General features: G+C 69.1%; 21 protein-coding genes. 17 read left to right on the top strand and 4 right to left on the bottom strand.

Translation table 11 applies throughout. From position 1 onward, the window contains the following. The coding region (locus AB0M45_RS20610) for an AAA family ATPase (protein ID WP_364331270.1) at positions 1-1,063 on the top strand (1,063 nt) is incomplete at its 5' end. A 63-nt stretch (positions 1,064-1,126) separates the two neighbouring features. Here AB0M45_RS20610 and AB0M45_RS20615 read toward each other — a convergent pair. After that, positions 1,127-2,044, bottom strand: a complete 918-nt coding sequence (locus AB0M45_RS20615) for an NmrA/HSCARG family protein (RefSeq protein WP_364331273.1) — start codon at positions 2,042-2,044, stop codon at positions 1,127-1,129. A gap of 105 nt (positions 2,045-2,149) precedes the next feature. Between AB0M45_RS20615 and AB0M45_RS20620 the strand changes: the two genes are divergently transcribed. Continuing rightward, a complete protein-coding gene (locus AB0M45_RS20620; protein ID WP_364331276.1) occupies positions 2,150-2,923 on the top strand; it encodes a TetR/AcrR family transcriptional regulator in 774 nt (257 codons plus the stop codon). 222 nt (positions 2,924-3,145) lie between these two features. On the opposite strand, the gene AB0M45_RS20625 is transcribed toward AB0M45_RS20620, so the two are convergent. Next, positions 3,146-3,535, bottom strand: a complete 390-nt coding sequence (locus AB0M45_RS20625; protein WP_019048221.1) for a DUF2237 domain-containing protein — start codon at positions 3,533-3,535, stop codon at positions 3,146-3,148. Positions 3,536-3,728: 193 nt separating this feature from the next. On the opposite strand from AB0M45_RS20625, the gene ftsY reads away from it, so the two are divergent. The 13 genes from ftsY to trmD all read left to right on the top strand — a co-directional run bounded on the left by ftsY (position 3,729) and on the right by trmD (position 17,484). Continuing rightward, positions 3,729-5,219, top strand: a complete 1,491-nt coding sequence (gene ftsY / locus AB0M45_RS20630) for a signal recognition particle-docking protein FtsY (RefSeq protein WP_364331280.1) — start codon at positions 3,729-3,731, stop codon at positions 5,217-5,219. A 345-nt stretch (positions 5,220-5,564) separates the two neighbouring features. Beyond that, positions 5,565-6,941: an ammonium transporter gene (locus AB0M45_RS20635; RefSeq protein WP_364331283.1), complete on the top strand. Its 1,377-nt coding sequence runs from the start codon at positions 5,565-5,567 to the stop codon at positions 6,939-6,941. 5 nt (positions 6,942-6,946) lie between these two features. After that, positions 6,947-7,285, top strand: coding sequence for a P-II family nitrogen regulator (locus AB0M45_RS20640; protein ID WP_040780799.1), 339 nt, complete (start codon positions 6,947-6,949; stop codon positions 7,283-7,285). Between the two features lie 120 nt (positions 7,286-7,405). Further along, complete coding sequence (locus AB0M45_RS20645) at positions 7,406-9,832, top strand: [protein-PII] uridylyltransferase (RefSeq protein ID WP_364331438.1); 2,427 nt, start codon at positions 7,406-7,408, stop codon at positions 9,830-9,832. 164 nt (positions 9,833-9,996) lie between these two features. Next, complete coding sequence (locus tag AB0M45_RS20650) at positions 9,997-10,281, top strand: hypothetical protein (RefSeq protein ID WP_364331286.1); 285 nt, start codon at positions 9,997-9,999, stop codon at positions 10,279-10,281. Positions 10,282-10,385: 104 nt separating this feature from the next. Next, the gene (ffh, locus tag AB0M45_RS20655) at positions 10,386-11,948 is read left to right on the top strand and encodes a signal recognition particle protein (RefSeq protein WP_364331289.1); all 1,563 of its coding nucleotides are present in this window, start codon (positions 10,386-10,388) and stop codon (positions 11,946-11,948) included. A gap of 172 nt (positions 11,949-12,120) precedes the next feature. Next, positions 12,121-13,215: an amidohydrolase family protein gene (locus AB0M45_RS20660; RefSeq protein ID WP_364331292.1), complete on the top strand. Its 1,095-nt coding sequence runs from the start codon at positions 12,121-12,123 to the stop codon at positions 13,213-13,215. A gap of 119 nt (positions 13,216-13,334) precedes the next feature. Beyond that, complete coding sequence (locus AB0M45_RS20665; protein WP_364331295.1) at positions 13,335-14,318, top strand: LLM class F420-dependent oxidoreductase; 984 nt, start codon at positions 13,335-13,337, stop codon at positions 14,316-14,318. A gap of 49 nt (positions 14,319-14,367) precedes the next feature. After that, complete coding sequence (locus AB0M45_RS20670) at positions 14,368-15,105, top strand: class I SAM-dependent methyltransferase (protein WP_364331298.1); 738 nt, start codon at positions 14,368-14,370, stop codon at positions 15,103-15,105. A gap of 316 nt (positions 15,106-15,421) precedes the next feature. Continuing rightward, positions 15,422-15,853: a 30S ribosomal protein S16 gene (gene rpsP, locus AB0M45_RS20675; protein WP_364331301.1), complete on the top strand. Its 432-nt coding sequence runs from the start codon at positions 15,422-15,424 to the stop codon at positions 15,851-15,853. A 91-nt stretch (positions 15,854-15,944) separates the two neighbouring features. Continuing rightward, the gene (locus AB0M45_RS20680) at positions 15,945-16,187 is read left to right on the top strand and encodes an RNA-binding protein (protein WP_364331304.1); all 243 of its coding nucleotides are present in this window, start codon (positions 15,945-15,947) and stop codon (positions 16,185-16,187) included. Next, positions 16,188-16,712 carry a ribosome maturation factor RimM gene (gene rimM / locus AB0M45_RS20685; protein WP_364331307.1) on the top strand — a complete coding sequence of 175 codons (525 nt, stop codon included), beginning with the start codon at positions 16,188-16,190 and terminating at the stop codon, positions 16,710-16,712. 64 nt (positions 16,713-16,776) lie between these two features. Next, positions 16,777-17,484: a tRNA (guanosine(37)-N1)-methyltransferase TrmD gene (gene trmD / locus AB0M45_RS20690; RefSeq protein ID WP_364331310.1), complete on the top strand. Its 708-nt coding sequence runs from the start codon at positions 16,777-16,779 to the stop codon at positions 17,482-17,484. Positions 17,485-17,493: 9 nt separating this feature from the next. On the opposite strand, the gene AB0M45_RS20695 is transcribed toward trmD, so the two are convergent. Both AB0M45_RS20695 and AB0M45_RS20700 read right to left on the bottom strand, forming a co-directional pair. Continuing rightward, a complete protein-coding gene (locus AB0M45_RS20695) occupies positions 17,494-17,904 on the bottom strand; it encodes a hypothetical protein (RefSeq protein ID WP_364331313.1) in 411 nt (136 codons plus the stop codon). Positions 17,905-17,962: 58 nt separating this feature from the next. Next, positions 17,963-18,814, bottom strand: coding sequence for a LuxR C-terminal-related transcriptional regulator (locus AB0M45_RS20700; protein ID WP_364331316.1), 852 nt, complete (start codon positions 18,812-18,814; stop codon positions 17,963-17,965). A 99-nt stretch (positions 18,815-18,913) separates the two neighbouring features. On the opposite strand from AB0M45_RS20700, the gene AB0M45_RS20705 reads away from it, so the two are divergent. Both AB0M45_RS20705 and AB0M45_RS20710 read left to right on the top strand, forming a co-directional pair. Beyond that, positions 18,914-20,548, top strand: a complete 1,635-nt coding sequence (locus tag AB0M45_RS20705; protein ID WP_364331319.1) for an AMP-binding protein — start codon at positions 18,914-18,916, stop codon at positions 20,546-20,548. Continuing rightward, positions 20,548-22,203, top strand: a complete 1,656-nt coding sequence (locus AB0M45_RS20710; protein WP_364331322.1) for an AMP-binding protein — start codon at positions 20,548-20,550, stop codon at positions 22,201-22,203. The genes AB0M45_RS20705 and AB0M45_RS20710 overlap by 1 nt, the downstream gene beginning before the upstream one ends. Positions 22,204-22,246: the final 43 nt, after the last annotated feature.

Below are 22,246 nucleotides of genomic sequence, written 5' to 3' on the forward strand. Positions count from 1 at the left end.
TCGCCTCCAGCTGCTCGATGCGCAGCGCCGCCTGGGCCTTGGCCACCTCGTCGCGGTGCACTGCGTCGGTGAGCTGAGCCAGTTGCGCTCCGAATGCGCCGCCCAGGTAGAGCATGTCAAGGAGCGGGTCCGCGCGCTCGGAGCGCAACTGGCTCAGCTCACCGACGCAGTGCACCGCGACGAGGTGGCCAAGGCCCAGGCGGCGCTGCGCATCGAGCAGCTGGAGGCGACCATCGCCGAGCAGTTCGGCATCGCGCTCGACGATCTGATCGCCGAGTACGGTCCCGACGTGCCGCTGCCGCCCTCGGCGCTGGAGTTGCAGGAGTACGAGCAGGCCACCGAACGCGGCGAACAGGTCAGCCCGCCCGCTCCGATGCCCTTCGATCGGCAGACCCAGGAGCGCCGCGCCAAGCGTGCCGAGAAGGACCTCGCGACCCTCGGCAAGGTGAATCCCCTCGCGCTCGAGGAGTTCGCTGCGCTGGAGGAACGCTACAACTTCCTGGCCACGCAGCTCGAGGACGTCAAGAGCGCGCGCAAGGACCTCCTGGACGTGGTCGCCGAGGTCGATGCCCGCATCCTGCAGGTGTTCACGGAGGCCTACGCCGACGTCGAGCGCGAATTCGTCGACGTGTTCGCGAAGCTGTTCCCCGGCGGCGAGGGCAGGCTGCTGCTCACCGACCCTTCGGACATGCTCACCACCGGCATCGAGGTGGAGGCCCGCCCGCCGGGCAAGAAGGTCAAGCGGCTGTCGCTGCTGTCCGGCGGCGAGAAGTCGCTGACCGCGGTCGCGCTGCTGGTGGCCATCTTCCGCGCCAGGCCCTCGCCGTTCTACGTGATGGACGAGGTCGAGGCCGCACTGGACGACACCAACCTGCGCCGCCTGATCGGCCTGTTCGAACAGTTGCGGGAGAAGAGCCAGCTGATCGTCATCACCCACCAGAAGCCGACGATGGAGATCGCCGACGCCCTCTACGGCGTCAGCATGCGCGGCGATGGCATCACCCAGGTGATCTCGCAGCGGCTGCGCGGGGAGAACCTGGCTCCGGTGGGCGCGGCGAGCTGAGCCGCCGCGCGGTCAGCCGGGTCGCACGGTGAGCGTGACGGTGCCCGGGTGAGGTTTCGCGGATTACCTCGCGGGACTCACTTTTTCGCTGTCCAGTAGCGCTTTGATCAGGGCCGCGCCGGTTTCGGCCAGCCAGGTGTCGAATGTCCGCAAGCCGGGATGGATTTCGCGGATCTCGTCGACGTCGGCGTGCCAGCCGCCGGTATGGCGCATCAGCCGCCAGGTGTTGCCGATCTCCACGCCGAGCGCATCCGCCTCGGCCTCGGTGACCTCCTGATAGCGGACGTGGTGCCCGGTGGCTTTGCTGATCGCCTCGGCCGCCGCGGGCGGGGCGAGCGCGTCGCCCGCGAGTTCGAGGACGCGGCCGTGGAAGCGGTCCGGGTCGGCGAACGCGAGAGCGGCGATGTCGCCGATGTCCGCGAGGGCGATGATCTTCATCGGCCCGGCGGCGGGAAAGAGATGCCGGTGCACCCCGCCGATGATGCCGTCGACCGGCGAGGTGCGCAGCAGGTAGTTCTCCATGAAGCGCACCGGACGCAGCAGCGTGTACCGGACGCCACTGGCGACGATCGCGTCTTCGATACGCTTCTTGCCCGTCGTGCCCCATGAGGTGTTGTCACCCATTGACGCGATGCCGGTGAACACGATCTGCTCGACACCAGCGCGGCGTGCCGCGTCCACGAGCGCCTCGCCGCGCGCGGCTTCCAGTTCCACGTCCCAGCCGTGCGGACCGTACGCGGCGGGCGGGACCGCGAACAATCCGGAGACACCGTCCAGCGCGGCGGACACGGTGTCGGGGGAATCGAAGTCGCCGATCACGAGTTCCGCGCCCGCCGCGGTCAATTCCCGTGCGGCGGGCGACTGCGCGTCGCGGACCAGCGTGCGCACCGCCCGGCCGTCCGCCAGCAGCCTGCGGGCGGTCACGCCGCCCTGCTTGCCGGTGGCTCCGGTGACCAGGATGAGATTGTGCTGAGGGGACATGCTTCGCCTTCGCTGCTCGATAGAATCGGGTCGGGTAACCCGGATTCGAACGATACGGGTGGCCTGACCCGATTCAACCCGTCGAACGAGGAAGGCCGTAACGAAATGACCGCATCGTTGGCCCCCGGTACGGCGGCGCGCGCCGATGCCCGGCGCAATCGCGCTCTGGTACTGGCTGCCGCGCAGCGCGCCTTCGCCGAACAGGGGGTCTCGGTATCGCTCGCCGAGGTCGCCCGGCGCGCAGGCGTCGGCGCTGGCACCGTCTACCGGCACTTCCCGACGAAAGGCGATCTGCTGGAAGCGGTTATGCAGCAGCGCATCGATCGGTTGGCCGAACTCGCCGCCGATCACCTCGGCGCACCGGACGCCGGGGCGGCTTTCTTCGACTTCTGCGGTGCGGTGATCGCGACGACGCCGGGCAACCAGGCACTATGCGACATGGTCCGATCCGATGACGGCTGGCCGCGTGTGCTGGTGCGGAGCGCGGGCGAACGCTTTCACCGCGCGCTGGCGGCCCTGCTGGTCGCGGCCCAGCGTGAAGGCGCGGTCCGCGCCGACGTCGAGCTCGAGGACGTACTGGCGATCTTCACCGGATGCGTTGCGATTCAACAGCTCAGGAAGACGAGCGGCAGCCTCGATCGCACCGCCGCGATCGTGCTGGACGCGCTGCGGGCGCCGCCAGGCGGACCGGGCGGAACGAAACAGGGCGCGGACGGAGGAAACCGTAGCGAATCAGTGGACCGTAACGAAAGTGGTGGCGAGCGCTGCCCGGTGTGTCACGCGGCGGTGCCCCGGGTCCGCACCGGTCGCCGGGCCACGTATTGCTCGGCGGCGTGCCGCCAGAAGGCGCACCGGCGACGCGCCGCGGCGGTGCGCTAGCACCCGGATGGCGCATTTGTGCCATTTGGGTCTCTGCTGTGCCATGGACCCGACCGGGCCCGCGGGTCTCCCAGCCGCTTCGGCGTCGGGCCGGACATCGGCCGAGGCGCGGGCGGCGACGGGATACGGGCGGGTGCCTTGAAGCGGCGTTCCGGTGCGGTCGGTCTTCAGTACCGGCGTGGAGCGTGCCACTCGATAGGCCGATCCGGCGCGGACTGCGGGTCAGAGCAGGTCGCTGACGTCGTCCGGCACATCGACGGCGTACTTGCGCAGGATGTCCATCGAGATCACTTCGAGAGCGTTCTCGTGCGTGGCAGCCAGGACTACGGGCGCGGCGACACCGTCCTCGTGCGCGTGCAACCACCGCACCGCCACGACGCACCAGCGGTCGCCCGGCTGCAGACCGGGAAAGTTGTTCTCCGGACGCGGCGTGCTCAGATCGTTGCCGATGGAGGCTTGATGCTCCAGGAACTCCGCCGTGACGACGGTGCATACAGTGTGGCTGCCCAGATCCTCCGGCCCGGTACTGCAGCAGCCGTCCCGGTAGAAGCCGGTGAGAGGATCGGTGCCGCACTCTTCCAGCGGCCCCCCAAGCACGTTTCGATCGGTCACGTCGCCGATCCTATTGTCACTTCGCGAGAAGTTCCGCAGGACAAGAAATCTCAGGGGTTGTGTCGGTGCCCGCCGAAGCCCGCCCGCGGCTCGGGACGCGCGGAGTTCGCCGAGCGTCTGCCGTGCTCGCGGGGGCGCGACGCGACCGTTCGATGCGGCTCGGGGCCCAGCCCGTGACGACCGGTCTGCAAGGATGGTTCGCGTGAGTCCCGAAGTCTGGATCCTGATCGCCGCGGTCGCCGCACTGCTGATGGTGGTGCTTGTCGCCGGTTTCGTCCGGTACAAGCGCGGCCGCGTGTCGCTGACTCCGCCCGCGCAGGACAAGGAGGTGACCGACCGGTCCGGTGGTTACACCGCGTCCGGCGGATTCAACTTCAGCCGGGCCGGCACCGCTACCGCGCCGCCACCGCTCGAGCGCACCGACACCGAAGGACAGCCGCACGTCGGCGACGACGCCGCGATCCCGCGCGACGCGCCCAAGCGCGGGATCACCAACGTGCCACTTCCGGAAGCGGACGTCGCCGAAGCGCCCCCCGCGTCCGGCGCCGCGGCGCCCGCCGAACCCGAGGCCGAAGCTCCGACGACCGCGGCGCCCGCATCGACCGGTCAGGTAGAGGCTCCGGAGGACGTGGCCGACACCACCGCGCCCGTCATCGAACCCGGTGCCAAGGAGGCTGCGCCCGATACCGCCGCCCCCGCGACCGAAGTCGTCGCCCCGGACACCGCCGCGGGCGTCGAGACCGCCGCGGCGCTGGAGGAGATCGAGCCCACGGAGGGCCGTCTGATCCGCCTGCGCGGACGCCTGTCCCGCTCGCAGAACGCGGTCGGCAAGAGCCTGCTCGGCCTGCTCGGCGGCGGCGACCTGGACGACGAGTCGTGGGAGGAGGTCGAGGACACCCTCGTCCTGGCCGACCTCGGCACCGCCAGCACGGCCGCGGTCGTCTCCCGGCTGCGCGCCGAGATGGCGGCGCGCAGCGTGCGCACCACCGACCAGGCCCGTGCCGTTCTGCGTGACGTGCTGATCGAGCAGCTGCGCCCGGAGCTGGACCGTTCGGTCCGCGCGCTGCCGCACCCGGATCATCCGTCCATCCTGCTGGTGGTCGGCGTGAACGGCACCGGAAAGACCACCACCACCGGCAAGCTCGCCCGCGTGCTGGTCGCCGACGGCCGCCGGGTGCTGCTCGGCGCGGCCGACACCTTCCGCGCCGCGGCCGCCGACCAGCTGCAGACCTGGGGCGAGCGGGTCGGCGCCGACACCGTCCGCGGCCGGGAAGGCGCCGACCCGGCCGCCGTCGCGTTCGACGCGGTGGCCGCGGGTGTCGAGCGCGGTGTCGACGCCGTGTTGATCGACACCGCGGGCCGGCTGCACACCAAGACCGGGCTGATGGACGAGCTGGGCAAGGTCAAGCGCGTCGTGGAGAAGAAGGCCGCCGTCGACGAGGTCCTGCTGGTGCTGGACGCCACCGTCGGCCAGAACGGACTGACCCAGGCGCGGGTGTTCGCCGAGGTGGTGGACATCACCGGCGTGGTGCTCACCAAGCTGGACGGGACCGCCAAGGGCGGCATCGTTTTCCAGGTCCAGCACGAGCTGGGCGTGCCGGTGAAGCTGGTCGGTCTCGGGGAGGGCGCCGACGACCTGGCCCCGTTCGAGCCCGCCGCGTTCGTGGACGCGCTGTTGGGCTGACCTGCTGAGCCCGGCGAAAACAGTTGAGCCCGCGGCGTTCCGCGTAAGCGGCGCGCCCCGGGCCGGGCGAGCCATGCCGTCCGTCGTATCGGTGCGAGGCCGGTCACACCCCGAATGTTTGCCGACTCCGGCTCGGCGGTAACGAATGTCCGATTTCATGGACACGCCGCTCACAGCGCCGGCAAACATCCGGTGTACATCGTGAAACGTGGTAGCAACACAGCTACGCCATCCGTTCACATAGGTGAAACACGACAGCTCAACGGATGAAACACCGAGTGAGGACCCTTCTGTGCAGGTCCATTTGCCGGAATCGGCTGGGCCCGAGATGAGGAGGACATTAAGGTGGCATTTCCGCTTACCGGTGCGCCGGACACCGGTGATACCGCATGGATGCTGGCGAGCTCGGCGCTGGTGTTGCTGATGACACCGGGCCTGGCATTCTTCTACGGCGGCATGGTCCGATCGAAGAACGTGCTCAACATGATCATGATGAGCATCAGCGCGATGGGTCTGGTCGGCGTGCTGTGGTCGCTGTACGGATACTCGACGGCGTTCGGCGACAACAAGTTCGGCGTGATCGGCGATCCGACGCAGTTCTTCGGCCTGAAGGGCTTGATCGGTGGTAACTCCGTCGCCGAGGTCAAGGACGCGGCCGGTGCCGTCGCGACGGAGGCGGTGAACATTCCTCTCGCCGGCACGATTCCGGCGACGGTCTTCGTGGCGTTCCAGCTGATGTTCGCCATCATTACGGTCGCCCTCATCTCGGGCGCGGTCGCCGATCGCCTGAAGTTCAGCGCGTGGCTGCTGTTCACGGGCATCTGGGCCACGGTGGTCTACTTCCCGGTCGCGCACTGGGTGTTCGACTTCGACGTGAAGGACGCCGACGGCAACGTCGTGCACGAGGGCGGCTGGATCGCCAACAAGCTGCTCGCGGTCGACTTCGCCGGCGGCACGGCGGTGCACATCAACGCCGGTGCGGCCGGTCTGGCGCTGGTACTGGTGCTCGGCAAGCGCAAGGGCTGGCCGACGACGCCGTTCCGCCCGCACAACCTGCCGTTCGTGATGCTCGGCGCCGGTCTGCTGTGGTTCGGCTGGTTCGGCTTCAACGCCGGTTCCGCGGTGACCTCCGGTGGCCTCGCCGGTTCCACGTTCATCATCACCACCATCGCGACCTGCGCCGCGATGCTGGCATGGCTGCTGGTGGAGAAGGTCCGCGACGGCAAGCCCACCTCGCTGGGCGCGGCCTCGGGCATCGTGGCCGGTCTGGTGGCCATCACCCCGTCGTGTTCCTCGGTGAACGTACTCGGCGCGCTCGCCATCGGCGTGGTCGCGGGCGCGCTGTGCGCCCTCGCGGTCGGCCTGAAGTTCAAGTTCGGCTTCGACGACTCGCTCGACGTGGTCGGCGTGCACCTGGTCGGCGGCATCGTCGGCACCCTGATGGTCGGTTTCGTCGCGGCGCCCGAGGCGGGCGCGGCCAAGACCGGTCTGTTCTACGGCGGCGGCATCGACCAGCTGTGGCGTCAAGCGGTGGGTGCCGGTGTGGTACTTGCCTTCTCCTTCATCGCGACGCTGATCATTGCCTATATCGTGAAGTTCACCATTGGGCTGCGCGTGAGCGAGGAAGAGGAGTCGGTGGGCTTGGACGAGTCCGAGCACGCGGAAACCGCCTACGACTTCGCCGCTCTGGGTAGCACGGCACGTTCGGCCAAGGAGGCATGACGAACATGAAACTGATCACCGCAATCGTCAAACCGTTTACGCTCGAGGACGTCAAGACCGGGCTCGAGCAGGCGGGCGTGTTGGGCATGACCGTCAGCGAGGTACAAGGGTACGGCCGCCAGAAGGGGCACACCGAGGTGTACCGCGGTGCCGAGTACTCGGTCGATTTCGTGCCGAAGGTCCGCGTCGAGGTCGTGGTGGACGACGCGTCCGTCGACAAGGTCGTCGAGGTGATCGTGGAGGCGTCCCGGACCGGCAAGATCGGCGACGGCAAGGTCTGGGTCACCCCGGTGGAGTCGATCATTCGGGTGCGCACCGGCGAACGCGGCACCGACGCGCTGTAACGAACATCGAGTAGAGCGGCGGCCCCGCTCCCACCGGAGCTCCCGGTCGGGGCGGGGCCGCACGCGTGAAATGGGCGGTGGGTTGTGGGTAGTCAGCACCAGCACGACGGTGACCCGAAGGTGACCGGAGAAGTCAACGGCAAGATATCCAATGGCGCGGCCGACCTGGTCCGGGCACGAACCCAGCTGCTCGACGGCGGCCTGCCCCGCAACCCCCGGCTCGACGCGGAGTCGCTGCGGCATGCGCTGGTCGACCTGTACGAACTCTGGCTCACCAGCAAGGGCGCCGAACTGGGCATCACCCCCGACAGCGGTCTGGCCGTGGTCGCGGTCGGCGGTCTCGGCCGCGGCGAGATGCTGCCGTACTCGGATCTGGATCTGGTGCTGCTGCACGACGACGTCGATCCCGCCCGGGTCGCCGAGGTCGCCGACCAGCTCTGGTACCCGCTGTGGGACGCGCACATCAAGCTCGACCACAGCGTGCGCACCGTGCCGCAGGCGCTGCGGGTGGCCGCCGACGATCTCATCGCCGCGCTGGGCATGCTCGAAGCCAGGCACATCGTCGGCGACCAGGAATTGAGCAACCTGCTGATCGGCGGCGTGCGCCGGGAATGGCGCACCGGTATCCGCACTCGCTTCGACGACCTCATCGCCCAGGCCAAGGCCAGGTGGGAGCGCAACGGCGAGATCGCGCACCGCGCCGAGCCCGATCTGAAGAACGGGCGCGGCGGCCTGCGCGACATCCAGCTGCTGGATGCCCTGGCCATCGCCCAGCTGACCGACGCCATGCCCGGGCTGGGGCCGGACGTGCCCGGTGGCGGATTGAAGCAGGCACATCGTCGCCTGCTGGACGTGCGCACCGAACTGCACCGGGTCGCCGGCCGATCCCGCGACCAGCTGCGCGCGCAGGACGCCGACGAGATCGGCGCGGCGCTGCGCATCGGCGACCGCTTCGATCTGGCTCGTACGCTGAGCGATTCGGCACGCACGGTGAGCTATTCCGTGGACGTCGGGTTGCGCACCGCGGCCAACGCGCTGCCCCGTCGGGGGCTGGCGCGGCTACGCCGTATGCCGGTGCGCAGGCCACTCGACGAGGGTGTGGTCGAGCATGCCGGTGAGGTCGTGCTCGCGCGCGACGCGCGCCCCCAGCGCGACCCCGGACTCATCCTGCGGGTGGCGGCGGCCTCGGCGCAGACCGGGCTTCCGATGTCGGCCACCACCCTGAACCGGCTCTCCGAGGATGCGCCCGAGCTGCGCGAGCCGTGGCCCAAAGACGCCCTCAACGACCTGCTGGTCCTGCTCGGCGAGGGCCGCGGCGCCATCGATGCGATCGAGGCGCTGGACCGGACCGGCCTGTGGGGCAGGCTGCTTCCGGAGTGGGGTGCCGTGCGCGACCTGCCCCCGCGTGATGTCCTGCACACCTGGACCGTCGACCGTCACCTCGTAGAGACGGTCGCCTACGCCAGCGCGATCAGCACCCGGGTGGCCCGGCCGGATCTGCTGGCCCTCGGCGCGCTGCTGCACGACATCGGCAAGGGCCGCGCAGGCGATCACAGCGTCGTCGGCGCGGAGCTGGCCACCCACATCGGCCGGCGTCTGGGCCTGTGGCCCTCGGACGTGCGCACGCTCAGCGCGGTCGTCCGCCACCATCTGCTGCTGCCCGACACCGCGACCCGGCGCGATCTCACCGACCCCGAGACGGTGCGGTTCGTGGTCGACGCGCTCGATGGCGATCCCCAGCTGCTGGAACTGCTGCACACGCTGGCCGAGGCGGATTCGCTGGCCACCGGTCCCGGCGTGTGGGGTGACTGGAAGGCGTCGCTGATCGGCGAGCTGGTCCGGCGCTGCCGGTTGGTGATGGCGGGCGATCAGCTTCCGACGCCGGAGCCCATCGCGCCGGAACTGGTCGAGCAGGCGCACGCGGGTGGGGTGCACGTGGACCTGAAGCCGGGGGACAGCAAGTACACCTACGCGGTCACCGTCATCGCGCCCGACACTCCGGGGCTGCTCTCCGATGCCGCGGGCGTGCTCGCGCTGCACTCCCTGCGCGTACTGTCGGCCGCCGTGGGTGTCGAAGGCGATTTCGCCGTGGACACTTTTGTCGTCTCGCCCAAGTTCGGCGACCCGCCGGACCCGGGGTTGCTGCGCCAGGAACTGATCCGCGCCACGGCGGGGGACCTGGATGTGTCCGCGGCGCTGGCCAAACGCGAGCGCGAGGCCAGCGGCATCGGTCGGACCCGCTACGCGCAGGCGCCGCCCCGGGTGATCTGGTTGGACACCTCGGTGCCCGGCCAGGTGATCCTGGAGCTGCGCGCCGAGGACCGGATCGGATTGCTCAGCCGCCTGGCCGCCGAACTGGCGAGCTGCGGGGCGGACGTCCGCTGGGCCAAAGTGGTCACGATGGGGTCGGCGGTGGTCGACAGTTTCTGCCTCGATTTAGGCGCCGAGGACGGTCCCGCGCGCCGGGAAGCGATCGCGAAAGCGATTGTCGCGGTGGTTCCCAGAACTGCGCCAAAGCCTCCGGAAAACGACGCGACGACCTCGTGAAATTCCATTTGACCTGCAAATTTGCCTGGTGATCAATCTGTTGCCAGATATTTGCTGGATGTGCGCTCCGGCCCGGCTGCTGAGCCCTACGATCTAGAGCGTCTGGCTATCGCGAGCACGAGGGGAGCAGGTCGGTGGCAATTGAAGTCGTTTCGGCGTCGACAATGACAAGTGACGAGACCACGCATATGGCACGCTGCGTCGGCGGCGACCGCTGGGTGGTCTCCTGGCTCCCCGGTCGCACCTTGACCGGGCGGCAGGCGGTGACCGCGATGACGATCGCGTCCACGGTCGCCACCTCGCCCATCCCGAGCACGGCGGAGTGGGCCGTCCTCGACGATCTGGCCCTCGAACTCGGGCTGACCGCCAACGAGGCGGTGTTCATGGTCACCGAGGAGAACCACGACTACCGCAGCACGCCCAAACCACGCCGTCGCGTGCTCGACTAGCTTGCCCGCCGCGCCCCGAAGGACGCACCGCCTGCGCCATCCCGCGGGCGATCCCATTACCCTGGGAGAGAATGTGACGTCCCCCGAGATCAGGAGCGCGATCGGTGTTCGAATCCCTGTCCGACCGGCTTACCGGTGCCCTCAAGGATCTGCGTGGTAAGGGGCGTCTGTCACCGGCCGACATCGACGCCACCTGCCGCGAGATCCGCCTCGCGCTGCTCGAGGCCGACGTCGCGCTGCCCGTGGTGCGCGGTTTCATCGGCCGGATCAAGGAGCGTGCCAAGGGCGCGGAGGTCTCCGCGGCGCTGAACCCGGCCCAGCAGGTCGTGAAGATCGTCAACGAAGAGCTCGTCGGCATCCTCGGCGGCGAGACCAGACGGCTGAACCTGGCCAAGAATCCGCCGACGGTGGTCATGCTCGCCGGTCTGCAGGGTTCCGGTAAGACCACGCTCGCGGGCAAGCTGGCGAAGCTGTTGAAGGGGCAAGGGCATCAGCCGCTCCTGGTGGCCTGTGACCTGCAGCGTCCCGGCGCCGTCACCCAGTTGCAAGTGGTCGGCGAGCGCGCCGGCGTGCCCGTCTACGCGCCGCACCCCGGCACCTCCGTCGGTGGTGGCGAGAACCCGTTGGGCATCTCGGCCGCCGACCCGGTGAACGTGGCGAGCGGTGGTGTCGAGGAAGCGCGGCAGAAGCAGTACGACGTCGTCATCGTCGACACCGCGGGCCGTCTCGGTATCGACGAAGAGCTGATGCGGCAGGCCGCGGGCATCCGCGACGCCGTGCAACCGGACGAGACCCTGTTCGTGCTCGACGCGATGATCGGTCAGGACGCGGTCACCACGGCCGAGGCGTTCCGCGACGGTGTCGGCTTCACCGGCGTGGTGCTCACCAAGCTCGACGGCGACGCCCGCGGTGGCGCGGCGCTGAGCGTCCGCGAGGTCACCGGCGTTCCCATCCTGTTCGCCTCCACCGGCGAGAAACTGGAGGACTTCGACGTCTTCCATCCGGACCGTATGGCCAGCCGCATCCTCGGCATGGGTGACGTGCTCACCCTGATCGAGCAGGCCGAGCAGGTCTACGACGCCAAGCAGGCCGAGGAGGCCGCCCGCAAGATCGGCAGCGGCGAACTCACCCTCGAGGACTTCCTCGACCAGATGCTGGCCATCCGCAAGATGGGCCCGATCGGCAACCTGCTCGGCATGCTGCCCGGCGCGGGTCAGATGAAAGACGTACTCGCCCAGGTCGACGACAAGCAACTCGACCGTGTGCAGGCGATCATCCGCGGCATGACCCCGGCCGAACGAGACAACCCGAAGATCATCAACGCCTCTCGCCGCCTGCGCATCGCCAACGGCTCCGGCGTCCAGGTCTCCGAGGTCAACCAGCTCGTCGACCGCTTCTTCGAGGCCAAGAAGATGATGGCGATGATGGGCCGCCAGATGGGGCTGCCCGGCTCCCGCCGCGGCAGCGCGAAGAAGGGCAAGAAAGGCAAGAAGGGCGGCCGCGGCCCGACCCCGCCGAAGGTGCGTGGCGGATTCCCGGGAATGGGCGGCATGCCCGGGATGCCCGCCGGGATGCCCGACATCTCCAACATGCCCGCCGGGCTCGATCAGCTGCCACCTGGCCTCGAGGGCTTCGACCTGTCGAAGCTGAAGTTCCCGAAGAAGTAGACCGGGTCCGAGCGGCGACCAGCTCGGGGCGAGGATGTCACCATTCGCGTAGGCCCCGAGGGGTTCGCCGAGCATCGGCGGTGCAGGGCGGACCGCACGTCACAGCGCGCGGTGACCATCCCGCGGTGCGGACAGTAGGTTGGAGGCAGCCGACGACGTCCAGGAGGTTGCTGTGCATCTGCGAGGAGTGGTTCTCCCCGACGACGAGGTGCGCGATCTCTGGGTGCGGGACGGGCTGGTGTCCTTCGAGCCCGTGCCCGGGGCCGAAACACTGTGCGGCAGCGGGTGGATCGTGCCCGGACTCGTCGACGCGCACTGCCATGTCGGTATCCGGTACGGCGGAGGCCATGAGGACCGGGCGGGCGCCGTCGCGCAGGCCGAGATCGAACGGGAGGCCGGCGCGCTGCTGCTGCGCGACGCGGGTTCGCCGATCGACACCCGGTTCATCGACGACCATGACGAACTGCCGCGCATCATCCGCGCCGGCCGCCATATCGCCCGGCCGAAGCGCTACATCCGCGAGCTCGGCATCGAACTCGACGACGAACGCGACCTGCCGGAGATCGTCGCCGAACAGGCTCGCTTCGGCGACGGCTGGGTGAAGATTGTCGGCGACTGGATCGACCGCTCCGTGGGCGACCTGCGCCCGCTGTGGAGCGACGCGATCCTGAAGGAGGCCATCGACGCCGCGCACGCCAATGGCGCCCGCGTCACCGCCCACGTCTTCGGCGAGGACGCGCTGCCCGGCTTGATCAACGCGGGCATCGACTGCCTGGAACACGGCACCGGCCTCACCGACGAGACCATCGAGATGATGGTCGAGCACGGCACCGCCTTGGTGCCCACCTTGGTCAATATCGACACCTTCCCCGAGATCGCCGACAGCGCGGGAAAATTCCCTCGCTACGCCGCGCACATGCGCGACCTGCACCGCCGGGTGCGCGGCACGGTGGCCGCCGCGCACGAGGCGGGCGTGCCGATCTTCGCGGGCACCGACGCAGGCGGTTCCATCCGCCACGGGCGCATCGCCGACGAGATCGCCGCGCTCGGCGCCGCGGGCCTGTCCCGGCATGACGCGCTCGGCGCGGCCTCCTGGGATGCCCGCGGCTGGCTCGGCCGACCAGGCATCGAGTCCGGCGCGCCCGCGGATTTCGTTGTCTACCAGCAGGACCCGCGCACCCACCCGGAAGCGCTCAGCGCACCGTACGCCGTCGTACTGCGCGGGCGCGTGTACGGCGGGCGCGGTCCGGTCACCGGTCATCGGTAATTCGTCACTCGCGGCTCACCGCTCGTTTTCGAATCAGGCCTGCGGCTGCCTCGCCTCCGCTCGGCCCGGCGCGGGCTGTTTACGGACTTCGCCCGGCTGCGCCCGGTAGGGTCGATTCCGTGACCATTCGCCTCGGTTATCAAATGCCCAACTTCAGCTACGGCAAGTCGGTGCGCGAACTGTTCCCGACGGTCATCGCGCAGGCCAGGGAGGCCGAAGCCGCCGGTTTCGACACGGTTTTCGTGATGGACCACTTCTATCAACTGCCCGGCATCGGCACGCCCGACGAGCCGATGCTCGAGGCGTACACCGCCCTCGGCGGCCTCGCCACGGCGACGGAGCGAATCCAGTTGTCGGCCCTGGTCACCGGCAACACCTACCGCAACCCCGCGATGCTCGCCAAGACCGTCACCACGCTCGACGTGGTCAGCGGCGGCCGCGCGGTGCTCGGCATCGGCGCGGGCTGGTTCGAGCTCGAGCACCGATCCTTCGGCTACGACTTCGGCACTTTCACGACCCGCTTCGAACGGCTCGAGGAGGCGCTGCAGATCATCCAGCCGATGCTGGCCGGCCGGCGCCCCACCTTCGACGGCAAGTGGTACCAGGTCGAGAACGCGATGAACGAGCCGCGCGTGCGCGACGACGTGCCGATCCTGCTCGGCGGCAGTGGCGAGAAGAAGACCTTCCGCCTGGCCGCCCGCTTCGCAGACCACCTCAACCTCATCTGCAACGCCTCCGAGCTGCCGCACAAGCTCGAGGTGCTGCGTGGACGCTGCGCCGAGGTCGGCCGCGACCCCGCGACGTTGGAGACCAGCTACCTGTGCTTCCTGATGGTGGACGAAGACGGCGACCTGGTCCGCAAGCAGCAGCGGGATTACTTGAGCCGCATGGGTATCGACCTGTCGGCGCTGTCGGAATCCGAGCGTGCGCAGACTCCCGCCGACCGCCAGTTCGTCGGAACGCCGGACGAGGTTGCCGAGCAGCTGCGGACCCGCGTTCTCGACCACGGCGTCGATGGTCTGATCGTCAACATGGTCTTCCAGGGACACGAGCCGGGCGCGGTCGAACTCGTCGGACGCACCCTGGCGCCGCTGGTGAGCTGACAAGCGAGAACCCGCCGCGAATGCCGTTGCCGCCGGATACAATCGGCCGATGATAGCCCCTCCGTGGCGAGCGTCGTACGGTGTCGACGCGCCGTCGGTGCTGCTGTTGCTGGGAGTTCTCGCGGTCGGCTATCTCGCTGCCGCACTGGTGGTGGCGCTGTTTCAGCAGCTGCGTCCGAGCCTGCTGCTCCTGCTGATCGGCATCGTGCTCGCCGCGCAGTTCGGGCTGTTCCTGCACGCGACCCTCCGGGGCAAGTTCCGGGTCTGGGCCGGTCTGCTCGACGACCTCGAACTGCGCGGCGACGAACAACTTCTGGACATGGGCTGCGGGCGCGGCGCGGTGCTGCTCGCGGCCGCGCGGCGGCTGCCCGCCGGGCGCGCCGTCGGACTTGACCTGTGGTGCTCCGCCGATCACTGCGGCAACACCCCGGCCACCGCCGAGCAGAACGCGCTCGCCGAGAACGTCGCCGATCGGATCGAACTGCGCACGGGCGACATGACCCGGATGCCGTTCCCGGACGGCGCGTTCGACGTCGTCGTGTCCAGCCTGGCGATTCACACCATCAAGACCGCGCAGGGCCGCGCCGACGCCGTCCGCGAGGCATGCCGTGTCCTGCGCCCAGGCGGCAAACTGGTCATCGTCGATATCGGCGACACCCGGCGATACCGCGCCACCCTGGCCGGGAGCGGCGCGACCGGGCTCACCCACCGCACCCTCGGGTGGCGGATGTGGTGGGGTGGGCCCTGGGTGCCCACTCGCGCCCTGACCGCCACGGCTCCTGGGTAGCCCGTCAGCGACGCCTCTGCGCATCACTTTCGTGCCGTGTACTGCTGAGGTACCGCCGTAGATAGTCAGTCGAGGGCGCGGAAGATTCCCATGCCTGGTTATGGCGCGTGGGCCGCGAGCTGTAAACACCGGAACGCGATTTCTGGCGCGACCGTGCCGTCTGGCACAATGGACCACCGTCCTACGGGACAAGTGTCAGCCCGTCTCCGGTTACGTACCGCGCGGCGGTCACACACTCGAAGCGCAAAACCGGGCTCGCAGACCATGTGGGTCGCCGAATTGCGTCGTGACCAACCAAACGAAAGGCAGATCAGCAGTGGCTGTTCGCATCAAGCTCACCCGCATGGGCAAGATCCGCAACCCGCAGTACCGCGTCGTCGTCGCCGACGCCCGCACCCGCCGGGACGGCCGGGCCATCGAGTCCATCGGCAAGTACCACCCGAAGGAAGAGCCCTCGCTCATCGAGATCGACTCCGAGCGCGTGCAGTACTGGCTGGGTGTCGGCGCGCAGCCGACCGAGCCGGTCCTCCAGCTGCTGAAGATCACCGGTGACTGGCAGAAGTTCAAGGGCATCGACGGCGCCGAGGGCACCCTGAAGGTCAAGCCGTCGAAGCCGTCGAAGCTGGATCTGTTCAACGCCGCGCTGGCCGCCGCCGACAACGAGCCGGTCGCCGAGGCGGTCACCCCGAAGAAGAAGGCCAAGAAGGACGCCGAAGCGGGCGCTGACGCCGCCGAGGCCGCCGAGTAATGAGTCGGCATTACCCGTCCACTCTGTACCCGTCTCGAGCCGTCGATAGACCGGCCCCGACGGGGGAGTCGCGTATCGAGGTGATGGAGCAGTGAGTGCCGTAGTCGCCGATGCCGTCGAGCACCTCGTGCGCGGCATCGTCGCCAACCCCGACGACGTCCGCGTAGAGCTGATCACCGGCCGCCGCGGACGCACGGTCGAGGTGCACGTTCACCCCGATGACCTGGGCAAGGTGATCGGCCGCGGCGGACGCACCGCGAGGGCGCTGCGCACCCTGGTTGCCGGTATCGGCGGCCGGGGCATCCGGGTCGACGTGGTCGACACCGACCAGTAGATGGAACTCGTCGTCGGACGGGTCGCCAAGGCGCACGGTGTGCGCGGCGAACTTGTCGTCGAGGTACGCACCGACGAGCCCGAGGCGCGGTTCGCGCCCGGCGCCACGCTGCGCGGTCGGCTGCCGCGCACCGACGAGGTCCGCGATTACACCGTGGAGTCGGCCCGGGAGCACTCGGGCCGGCTCTTGGTGTTTCTCGCGGGCGTCGCCGACCGCACCGCGGCGGACGCGCTGCGCGGCATGCTGCTCATGGTCGACAGCGCGGATCTGCCGCCGTCGGAGGATCCGGACGAGTTCTACGACTACGAGCTGGAGGGGCTGGAGGTCCGCCTCACCGACGACACCGTGGTGGGGTCGGTCCGCGAGGTGCTGCATTCCGCGGCGGGTGAGCTGCTCGCGGTGCATGCCGCCGACGACGGCCGGGAGATCCTGATCCCGTTCGTCACCGCGATCGTGCCCACCGTGTCGCTCGCCGACGGCGTGATCGTCATCGATCCGCCCGAGGGCCTGCTCGACCCGGAATGAGGCGTTGGAAGACCCGATCGCGCGGCGCCCGCCCGCCTCGTAGCCGCGGCGACAGGAGACAGGCATGAGAATCGACGTCGTCACGATCTTCCCCGAGTATCTGGAGCCGCTGCGCACGGCGCTGCTCGGCAAGGCGATCGACAAGGGGCTGATCTCCCTGACGGTGCACGATCTGCGCCGTTGGACGCACGACGTGCACAAGTCGGTCGACGACGCACCCTACGGCGGCGGGCCCGGCATGGTCATGAAGCCGACCGTCTGGGGCGACGCGCTCGACGAGGTCTGCCCCGACGACGCGCTGCTCGTCGTCCCCACGCCGGCCGGCGTGCCGTTCACCCAGGCCACCGCGCACCGCTGGGCCGCCGAGCAGCATGTGGTCTTCGCCTGCGGTCGCTATGAGGGCATCGACCAGCGCGTCTTCGACGACGCCGCCCGCCGGGTGCGCGTGGAGGAGGTCAGCATCGGCGACTACGTGCTGATCGGCGGCGAGGCGGCGGTGCTGGTGATGACCGAGGCCGTGGTCCGGCTGCTGCCCGGCGTACTCGGCAATCAGCAGTCCCACCAAGAGGATTCGTTCTCCGACGGTCTGCTCGAAGGCCCCAGCTACACCCGTCCGGTCTCCTGGCGCGGACTCGAGGTTCCGCCGATCCTGCTCTCCGGCGACCACGCGAAGGTGGCCGCCTGGCGCCGCGAGCAATCCCTCGCCCGCACCCGCGAACGCCGCCCGGACCTGCTCGCCGACCACGACAGGGAGTCCGGCTCCCAGCGCTAGGCACAGCGGTCATCCGTGCAGGTGTAGCTGGAACTTCTGCGCGATCGACCGAAGGTGCTCGGCATACTCTGGCGCGGAGAGCTCGAAGCCTTGCTGATTCCAGCGATGACCGGTCACGTTGTCGTAGTGGACCGCTCGATGGATCGCGTTCAGCACAGCGGGCCGGTAGATCAGCGCCACCCGCCACCCTCCGAGGTAGCGTGCCTGAATGTGCGCGGTGACCAGGCGCCTGCGATGGCCGCTGCCGACAACCGTCACCACCTTGTGTCCCATCCCGGCGAACCCGCCGATCACGTGTAGTTTCGCACCCGCGGGATAAATCTTGTGGCTCCGGTGCTCCGCGTTCGGGCCGGGCCGGTAGGGGTAGGGCAGCAGGGTCGCGACGACACACCACTCCGGTTGGGGGACATTGTCGTTCACCACACCACGGTATCGAACAGCGTCTACGGGCCTCCGTGCACCGACTGCCGGATCATCTTCAGGGCAGCAAGCCGTGCCGTCGCGCCGCCACCACAGCCTCGTGCCGGGAATGGGCGTCGAGTTTGACCATCGCGTTGCGCAGATAACTTTTCACGGTTTCCGGTCCGAGTGAGAGGCGTTGTGCCGCTTCCTGATTGGTGCAGCCAAGGGCGATCTGGGCCAGCACGTCGAGTTCGCGGCGGGACAATCGCGGACTGTCCGGGCGCGGTTCGCCGACCAGAACGCGGGTGAGTCGTTCGCATACCGCGTGCAGGCGCCCGCGCAACCGGTCGTCCTCGGCGGAGCGCGCCATGCCGCGGAGTTCGGCGTGGATATCGCGGAGTTCCTCGGTGACGGCCGGTGCCGTACCGACGGACGGTGTGGCCAGCTCGAGCATCCGCAGCCGGCGGTCGACCTCGTCACGAATGGCGATCTCGGTAGCCAGGCGGCGACCGGCTTGCACGACGAGATCCGCGGTGCGGTCACCCAGCGGAGCCGCGCCCCGGGTGGCGGCGTAGAGCACCGCGCGGGAGCGCTGGTCCACGACCACCGGGACGGCGAGCACGGACCGGATGCCTTCGCCGGAGACCGGCCCGTCGTAGTCGTGGGTGATCGAGGACGAGGTGCGGTAGTCCACCACCGCGGCCGGCCGCCCCGAATCCATCACCCGGCCGCCGAGCCCCGACGTGCGCACCACCGCCAGCCCGCGCAGTCCGTTGGTGAGCGTGCCCACGAACTCCGACAGCAGCAGGGCGTCGCCGTGCACTTCGCCGCCGAAGGCCACCGGCACGCCCGCGGTGCTCGCCACCCAGCGGATCTCGGCGCGTAACGCGTCGGCGTCGCGGGGACGCAGCAGCGCGGTGTGGGTCATGGGACTCACCCCTTTTCGGGGGTAGTGGCCAGCGGGATGTGACCCACATCCTATTGCACACCCGGGTAGTGCTGGATCACAGATAGAGGAGAACCGAAGATGGGCACCGATCCGAATCAGCGGGTGCGCGAACTGCTGGACTGTTACGACCGCGCTAACGCATCGGCGGCGGACCTGCTGTGTGATCGGCACCCGGCCGACCGGGTGGCCTTCACGATCGTCGAGGCAGACCTGTCTTCGACCGACCTCACCTACGGCGAGCTGCGCGAACGCTCGGCACGATTCGCCGCCGCTCTCGCCGGACTCGGCGTCGGGCCCGGCGACCGGGTCGCCACGTTGATGGCGAAGTCGGCGGACCTGGTGGTCGCGCTGCTCGGCATCTGGCGCCGCGGCGCGGTGCACGTCCCGCTGTTCACCGCGTTCGCACCGCCTGCCATCGCGTTGCGGCTGGACGCCGCCGATGTCTCCATCGTCGTCGCCGACTCCGATCAGGCGCCGAAGCTGACGCCCGGTCCGGATCTGCCTGCGGACCCGCCCTGGCGACTGATCGTGTCGGGCGCCGAAATCCCCGCTGGGGCATTGCGGATGGCCGAGCTGCTCGACACCCATCCGGCGACTCACCCGCAAGCTCGCCCGGTCGCGGTCGGCGGCGACGGCCTGCTCGTCCAGCTGTTCACCAGCGGCACCACCGGCACGCCCAAAGGTGTCCCGATTCCGCTGCGCGCGCTCGCCTCCTTCCACGCCTACCAGGAGTTCGCGCTGGACGTCCGGCCCGACGACGTGTTCTGGAACGCCGCCGACCCGGGCTGGGCTTACGGCCTCTACTACGCCATCCTCGGCCCGCTGGCCACCGGCATGCGCAGCATCCTGCTGCACGCCCGCTTCTCCGCTCCGCTGACCTGGCAGGTGCTGGAGACCTTCGGCGTCACCAATTTCGCCGCGGCACCCACGGTGTATCGCGCGCTGCGTGCCGAAAGCGACGCGCCGCCGGTGCACTCCCGGTTGCGCCGCGCCTCCTCGGCGGGCGAGCCGCTGACGCCCGAGGTCGTCGCCTGGTCGACGGAGTACCTGGGTGTCGCGGTGCGCGACCACTATGGCCAGACCGAACATGGCATGGTCATCTGCAATGCCTGGCACGAAGACCTCGACGCCGAGACTCCCGCGGGCTCGATGGGTCGCACGCTGCCGGGCTGGTCGTGTGCGGTCCTCGCCGAAGACGCCGACAGCATCGCTCCCCCAGGCGCATTGGGCCGGGTCGCCATCGATACCGCGCACAGCCCGCTGCTGTGGTTCCTCGGCTACCTCGACGCGCCGGAGCGCACCGCGCAGCGCTATACCGCCGACGGCCGCTGGTACCTGACCGGCGACGCGGGCTCCCAGGACGCGAACGGTTTCTTCCGCTTCTCCGCCCGCGACGACGACGTGATCATCATGGCGGGCTACCGCATCGGCCCGTTCGAAGTGGAGAGCGTGCTCGTGCTGCACGAGCAGGTCGCCGAGGCTGCCGTGGTCGGTATGCCGGACGACCTGCGCGGTGAGGTGCTGGAGGCGTTCGTCGTGCTGCGCGACGGCGCGGAGGGTATCCCCGCGCTGGAGTCCGAACTGCAGAGCTTGGTGAAGCGGAAATTCGCCGCGCACGCCTACCCGCGCAGAGTGCACTTCGTACCGAGCCTGCCGAAGACGCCCAGTGGCAAGGTGCAGCGGTTCGTGCTGCGGCAGGGAGGAATCCGGTGATGTCGCTGTCGCTGCCCAGTTACGCTTCCGGCGTTTCCGACGTCCCGCTGCTCGGCGACACCATCGGCGGCAACCTCGCTCGCACCGTCACGGCGTTCCCGGAGCGGGAAGCGCTGGTGGACCGTCCGTCCGGACGCCGCTGGACCTACCGCGAACTCGGTGCGGCGGTCGACGCCCTGGCCTGCGGCCTCGCCGATCGCGGCATCGGTAAGGGGGAACGGGTCGGCATCTGGGCGCCGAACTGCGCGGAATGGTTTCTCGTGCAGTTCGCCACGGCGCGGATGGGCGCCATCCTGGTCAACATCAACCCGGCTTACCGCACCAGCGAGCTGGAGTACGTGCTGCGTCAGGCGGGCGTGCGGATGCTCGTCGCCGCCGAGCGGTTCAAATCCTCCGACTACGTCGCGATGATCGAGCAGGTGCGGCCGAACTGTGCGGCGCTGGAGCAGGTGCTCGTGCTGGGCACACCCGAGTGGGACGCGCTGACCCGCACCGTGATCGACGTCGACCGGCTCACCGCGCTCGCCGCGCTGCTGTCGACCGACGACCCGATCAACATCCAGTACACCTCCGGCACAACCGGTTTCCCGAAGGGCGCCACGCTCAGCCACCACAATATCCTGAACAACGGCTATTTCGTCGGCGAGCTATGCGGGTATACCGAACAGGACCGGATCTGTGTCCCGGTGCCGTTCTATCACTGTTTCGGCATGGTGATGGGCAACCTCGCGAGCACGAGTCACGGTGCGGCCATCGTGATCCCGGCACCCTCGTTCGATGCGAAGGCGACACTGGCCGCGGTCGAGGCCGAACGCTGCACCTCGTTGTACGGCGTGCCGACCATGTTCATCGACATGCTGACCGAACTGGATTCGGCCACCCCGGATCTGTCCACCCTGCGCACCGGCATCATGGCGGGTTCGCCGTGCCCGGTAGAGGTGATGAAGCGGGTGATCGACCGGATGGGCATGCGTGAGGTATGCATCTGTTACGGCATGACGGAGACCTCGCCGGTCTCGACCCAAACTCGCCGCGACGACAGCATCGACCGGCGCACCGCCACGGTCGGCCGGGTCGGCCCGCACCTGGAGGTCAAGATCGTCGATCCCGCAACGCGTCTCACGGTGCCACGCGGCGAACCCGGCGAGCTGTGCACCCGCGGCTACTCGGTGATGCTCGGTTATTGGGACGACCGGGACAGAACCGCCGAAGCGATAGACGCCGCCCGTTGGATGCACACCGGCGACATCGGCGTGATGGACCAGGACGGATACCTGGCCATCACGGGCCGGATCAAGGACATGGTCATCCGCGGCGGTGAGAACATCTATCCGCGCGAGATCGAGGAATTCCTCTACACCCACCCCGACATCCTCGATGCCCAGGTGATCGGCGTGCCGGACCCGAAGTACGGCGAGGAGCTGATGGCGTGGGTCCGGATGCGCGAGGGCGCAACGCCGTTGGACGCGGTGGCTCTGCGCGAGTTCTGCACCGGCAAGCTGGCGCACTTCAAGATCCCGCGCTATGTGCACGTGGTCGAGGAGTTCCCGATGACGGTCACCGGCAAGATCCGCAAGGCCGAGATGCGCGAAGTCGCCAGGACGATCCTCGTATCAGCAGCGGAGCGCACGTCGGATTCGACACGCAACCAGTGAAAATCACTCGTCACCTGACTGGTACGGCCTGAAGACCCGGACG

The sequence above is a fragment of the Nocardia sp. NPDC051787 genome, assembly GCF_040681325.1.
In the GTDB taxonomy this organism is placed as follows: domain Bacteria; phylum Actinomycetota; class Actinomycetes; order Mycobacteriales; family Mycobacteriaceae; genus Nocardia.

Excerpts from the sequence above, each read along its gene's own strand:
- AB0M45_RS20615 (WP_364331273.1), bottom strand. The coding sequence starts at position 2,044 with ATGTCCCCTCAGCACAATCTCATCCTGGTCACCGGAGCCACCGGCAAG.
- AB0M45_RS20620 (WP_364331276.1), top strand. The coding sequence starts at position 2,150 with ATGACCGCATCGTTGGCCCCCGGTACGGCGGCGCGCGCCGATGCCCGG.
- ftsY (WP_364331280.1), top strand. The coding sequence starts at position 3,729 with ATGGTTCGCGTGAGTCCCGAAGTCTGGATCCTGATCGCCGCGGTCGCC.
- AB0M45_RS20640 (WP_040780799.1), top strand. The coding sequence starts at position 6,947 with ATGAAACTGATCACCGCAATCGTCAAACCGTTTACGCTCGAGGACGTC.
- AB0M45_RS20650 (WP_364331286.1), top strand. The coding sequence starts at position 9,997 with ATGACAAGTGACGAGACCACGCATATGGCACGCTGCGTCGGCGGCGAC.
- AB0M45_RS20670 (WP_364331298.1), top strand. The coding sequence starts at position 14,368 with ATGATAGCCCCTCCGTGGCGAGCGTCGTACGGTGTCGACGCGCCGTCG.
- rimM (WP_364331307.1), top strand. The coding sequence starts at position 16,188 with ATGGAACTCGTCGTCGGACGGGTCGCCAAGGCGCACGGTGTGCGCGGC.
- trmD (WP_364331310.1), top strand. The coding sequence starts at position 16,777 with ATGAGAATCGACGTCGTCACGATCTTCCCCGAGTATCTGGAGCCGCTG.
- AB0M45_RS20700 (WP_364331316.1), bottom strand. The coding sequence starts at position 18,814 with ATGACCCACACCGCGCTGCTGCGTCCCCGCGACGCCGACGCGTTACGC.
- AB0M45_RS20705 (WP_364331319.1), top strand. The coding sequence starts at position 18,914 with ATGGGCACCGATCCGAATCAGCGGGTGCGCGAACTGCTGGACTGTTAC.
- AB0M45_RS20710 (WP_364331322.1), top strand. The coding sequence starts at position 20,548 with ATGTCGCTGTCGCTGCCCAGTTACGCTTCCGGCGTTTCCGACGTCCCG.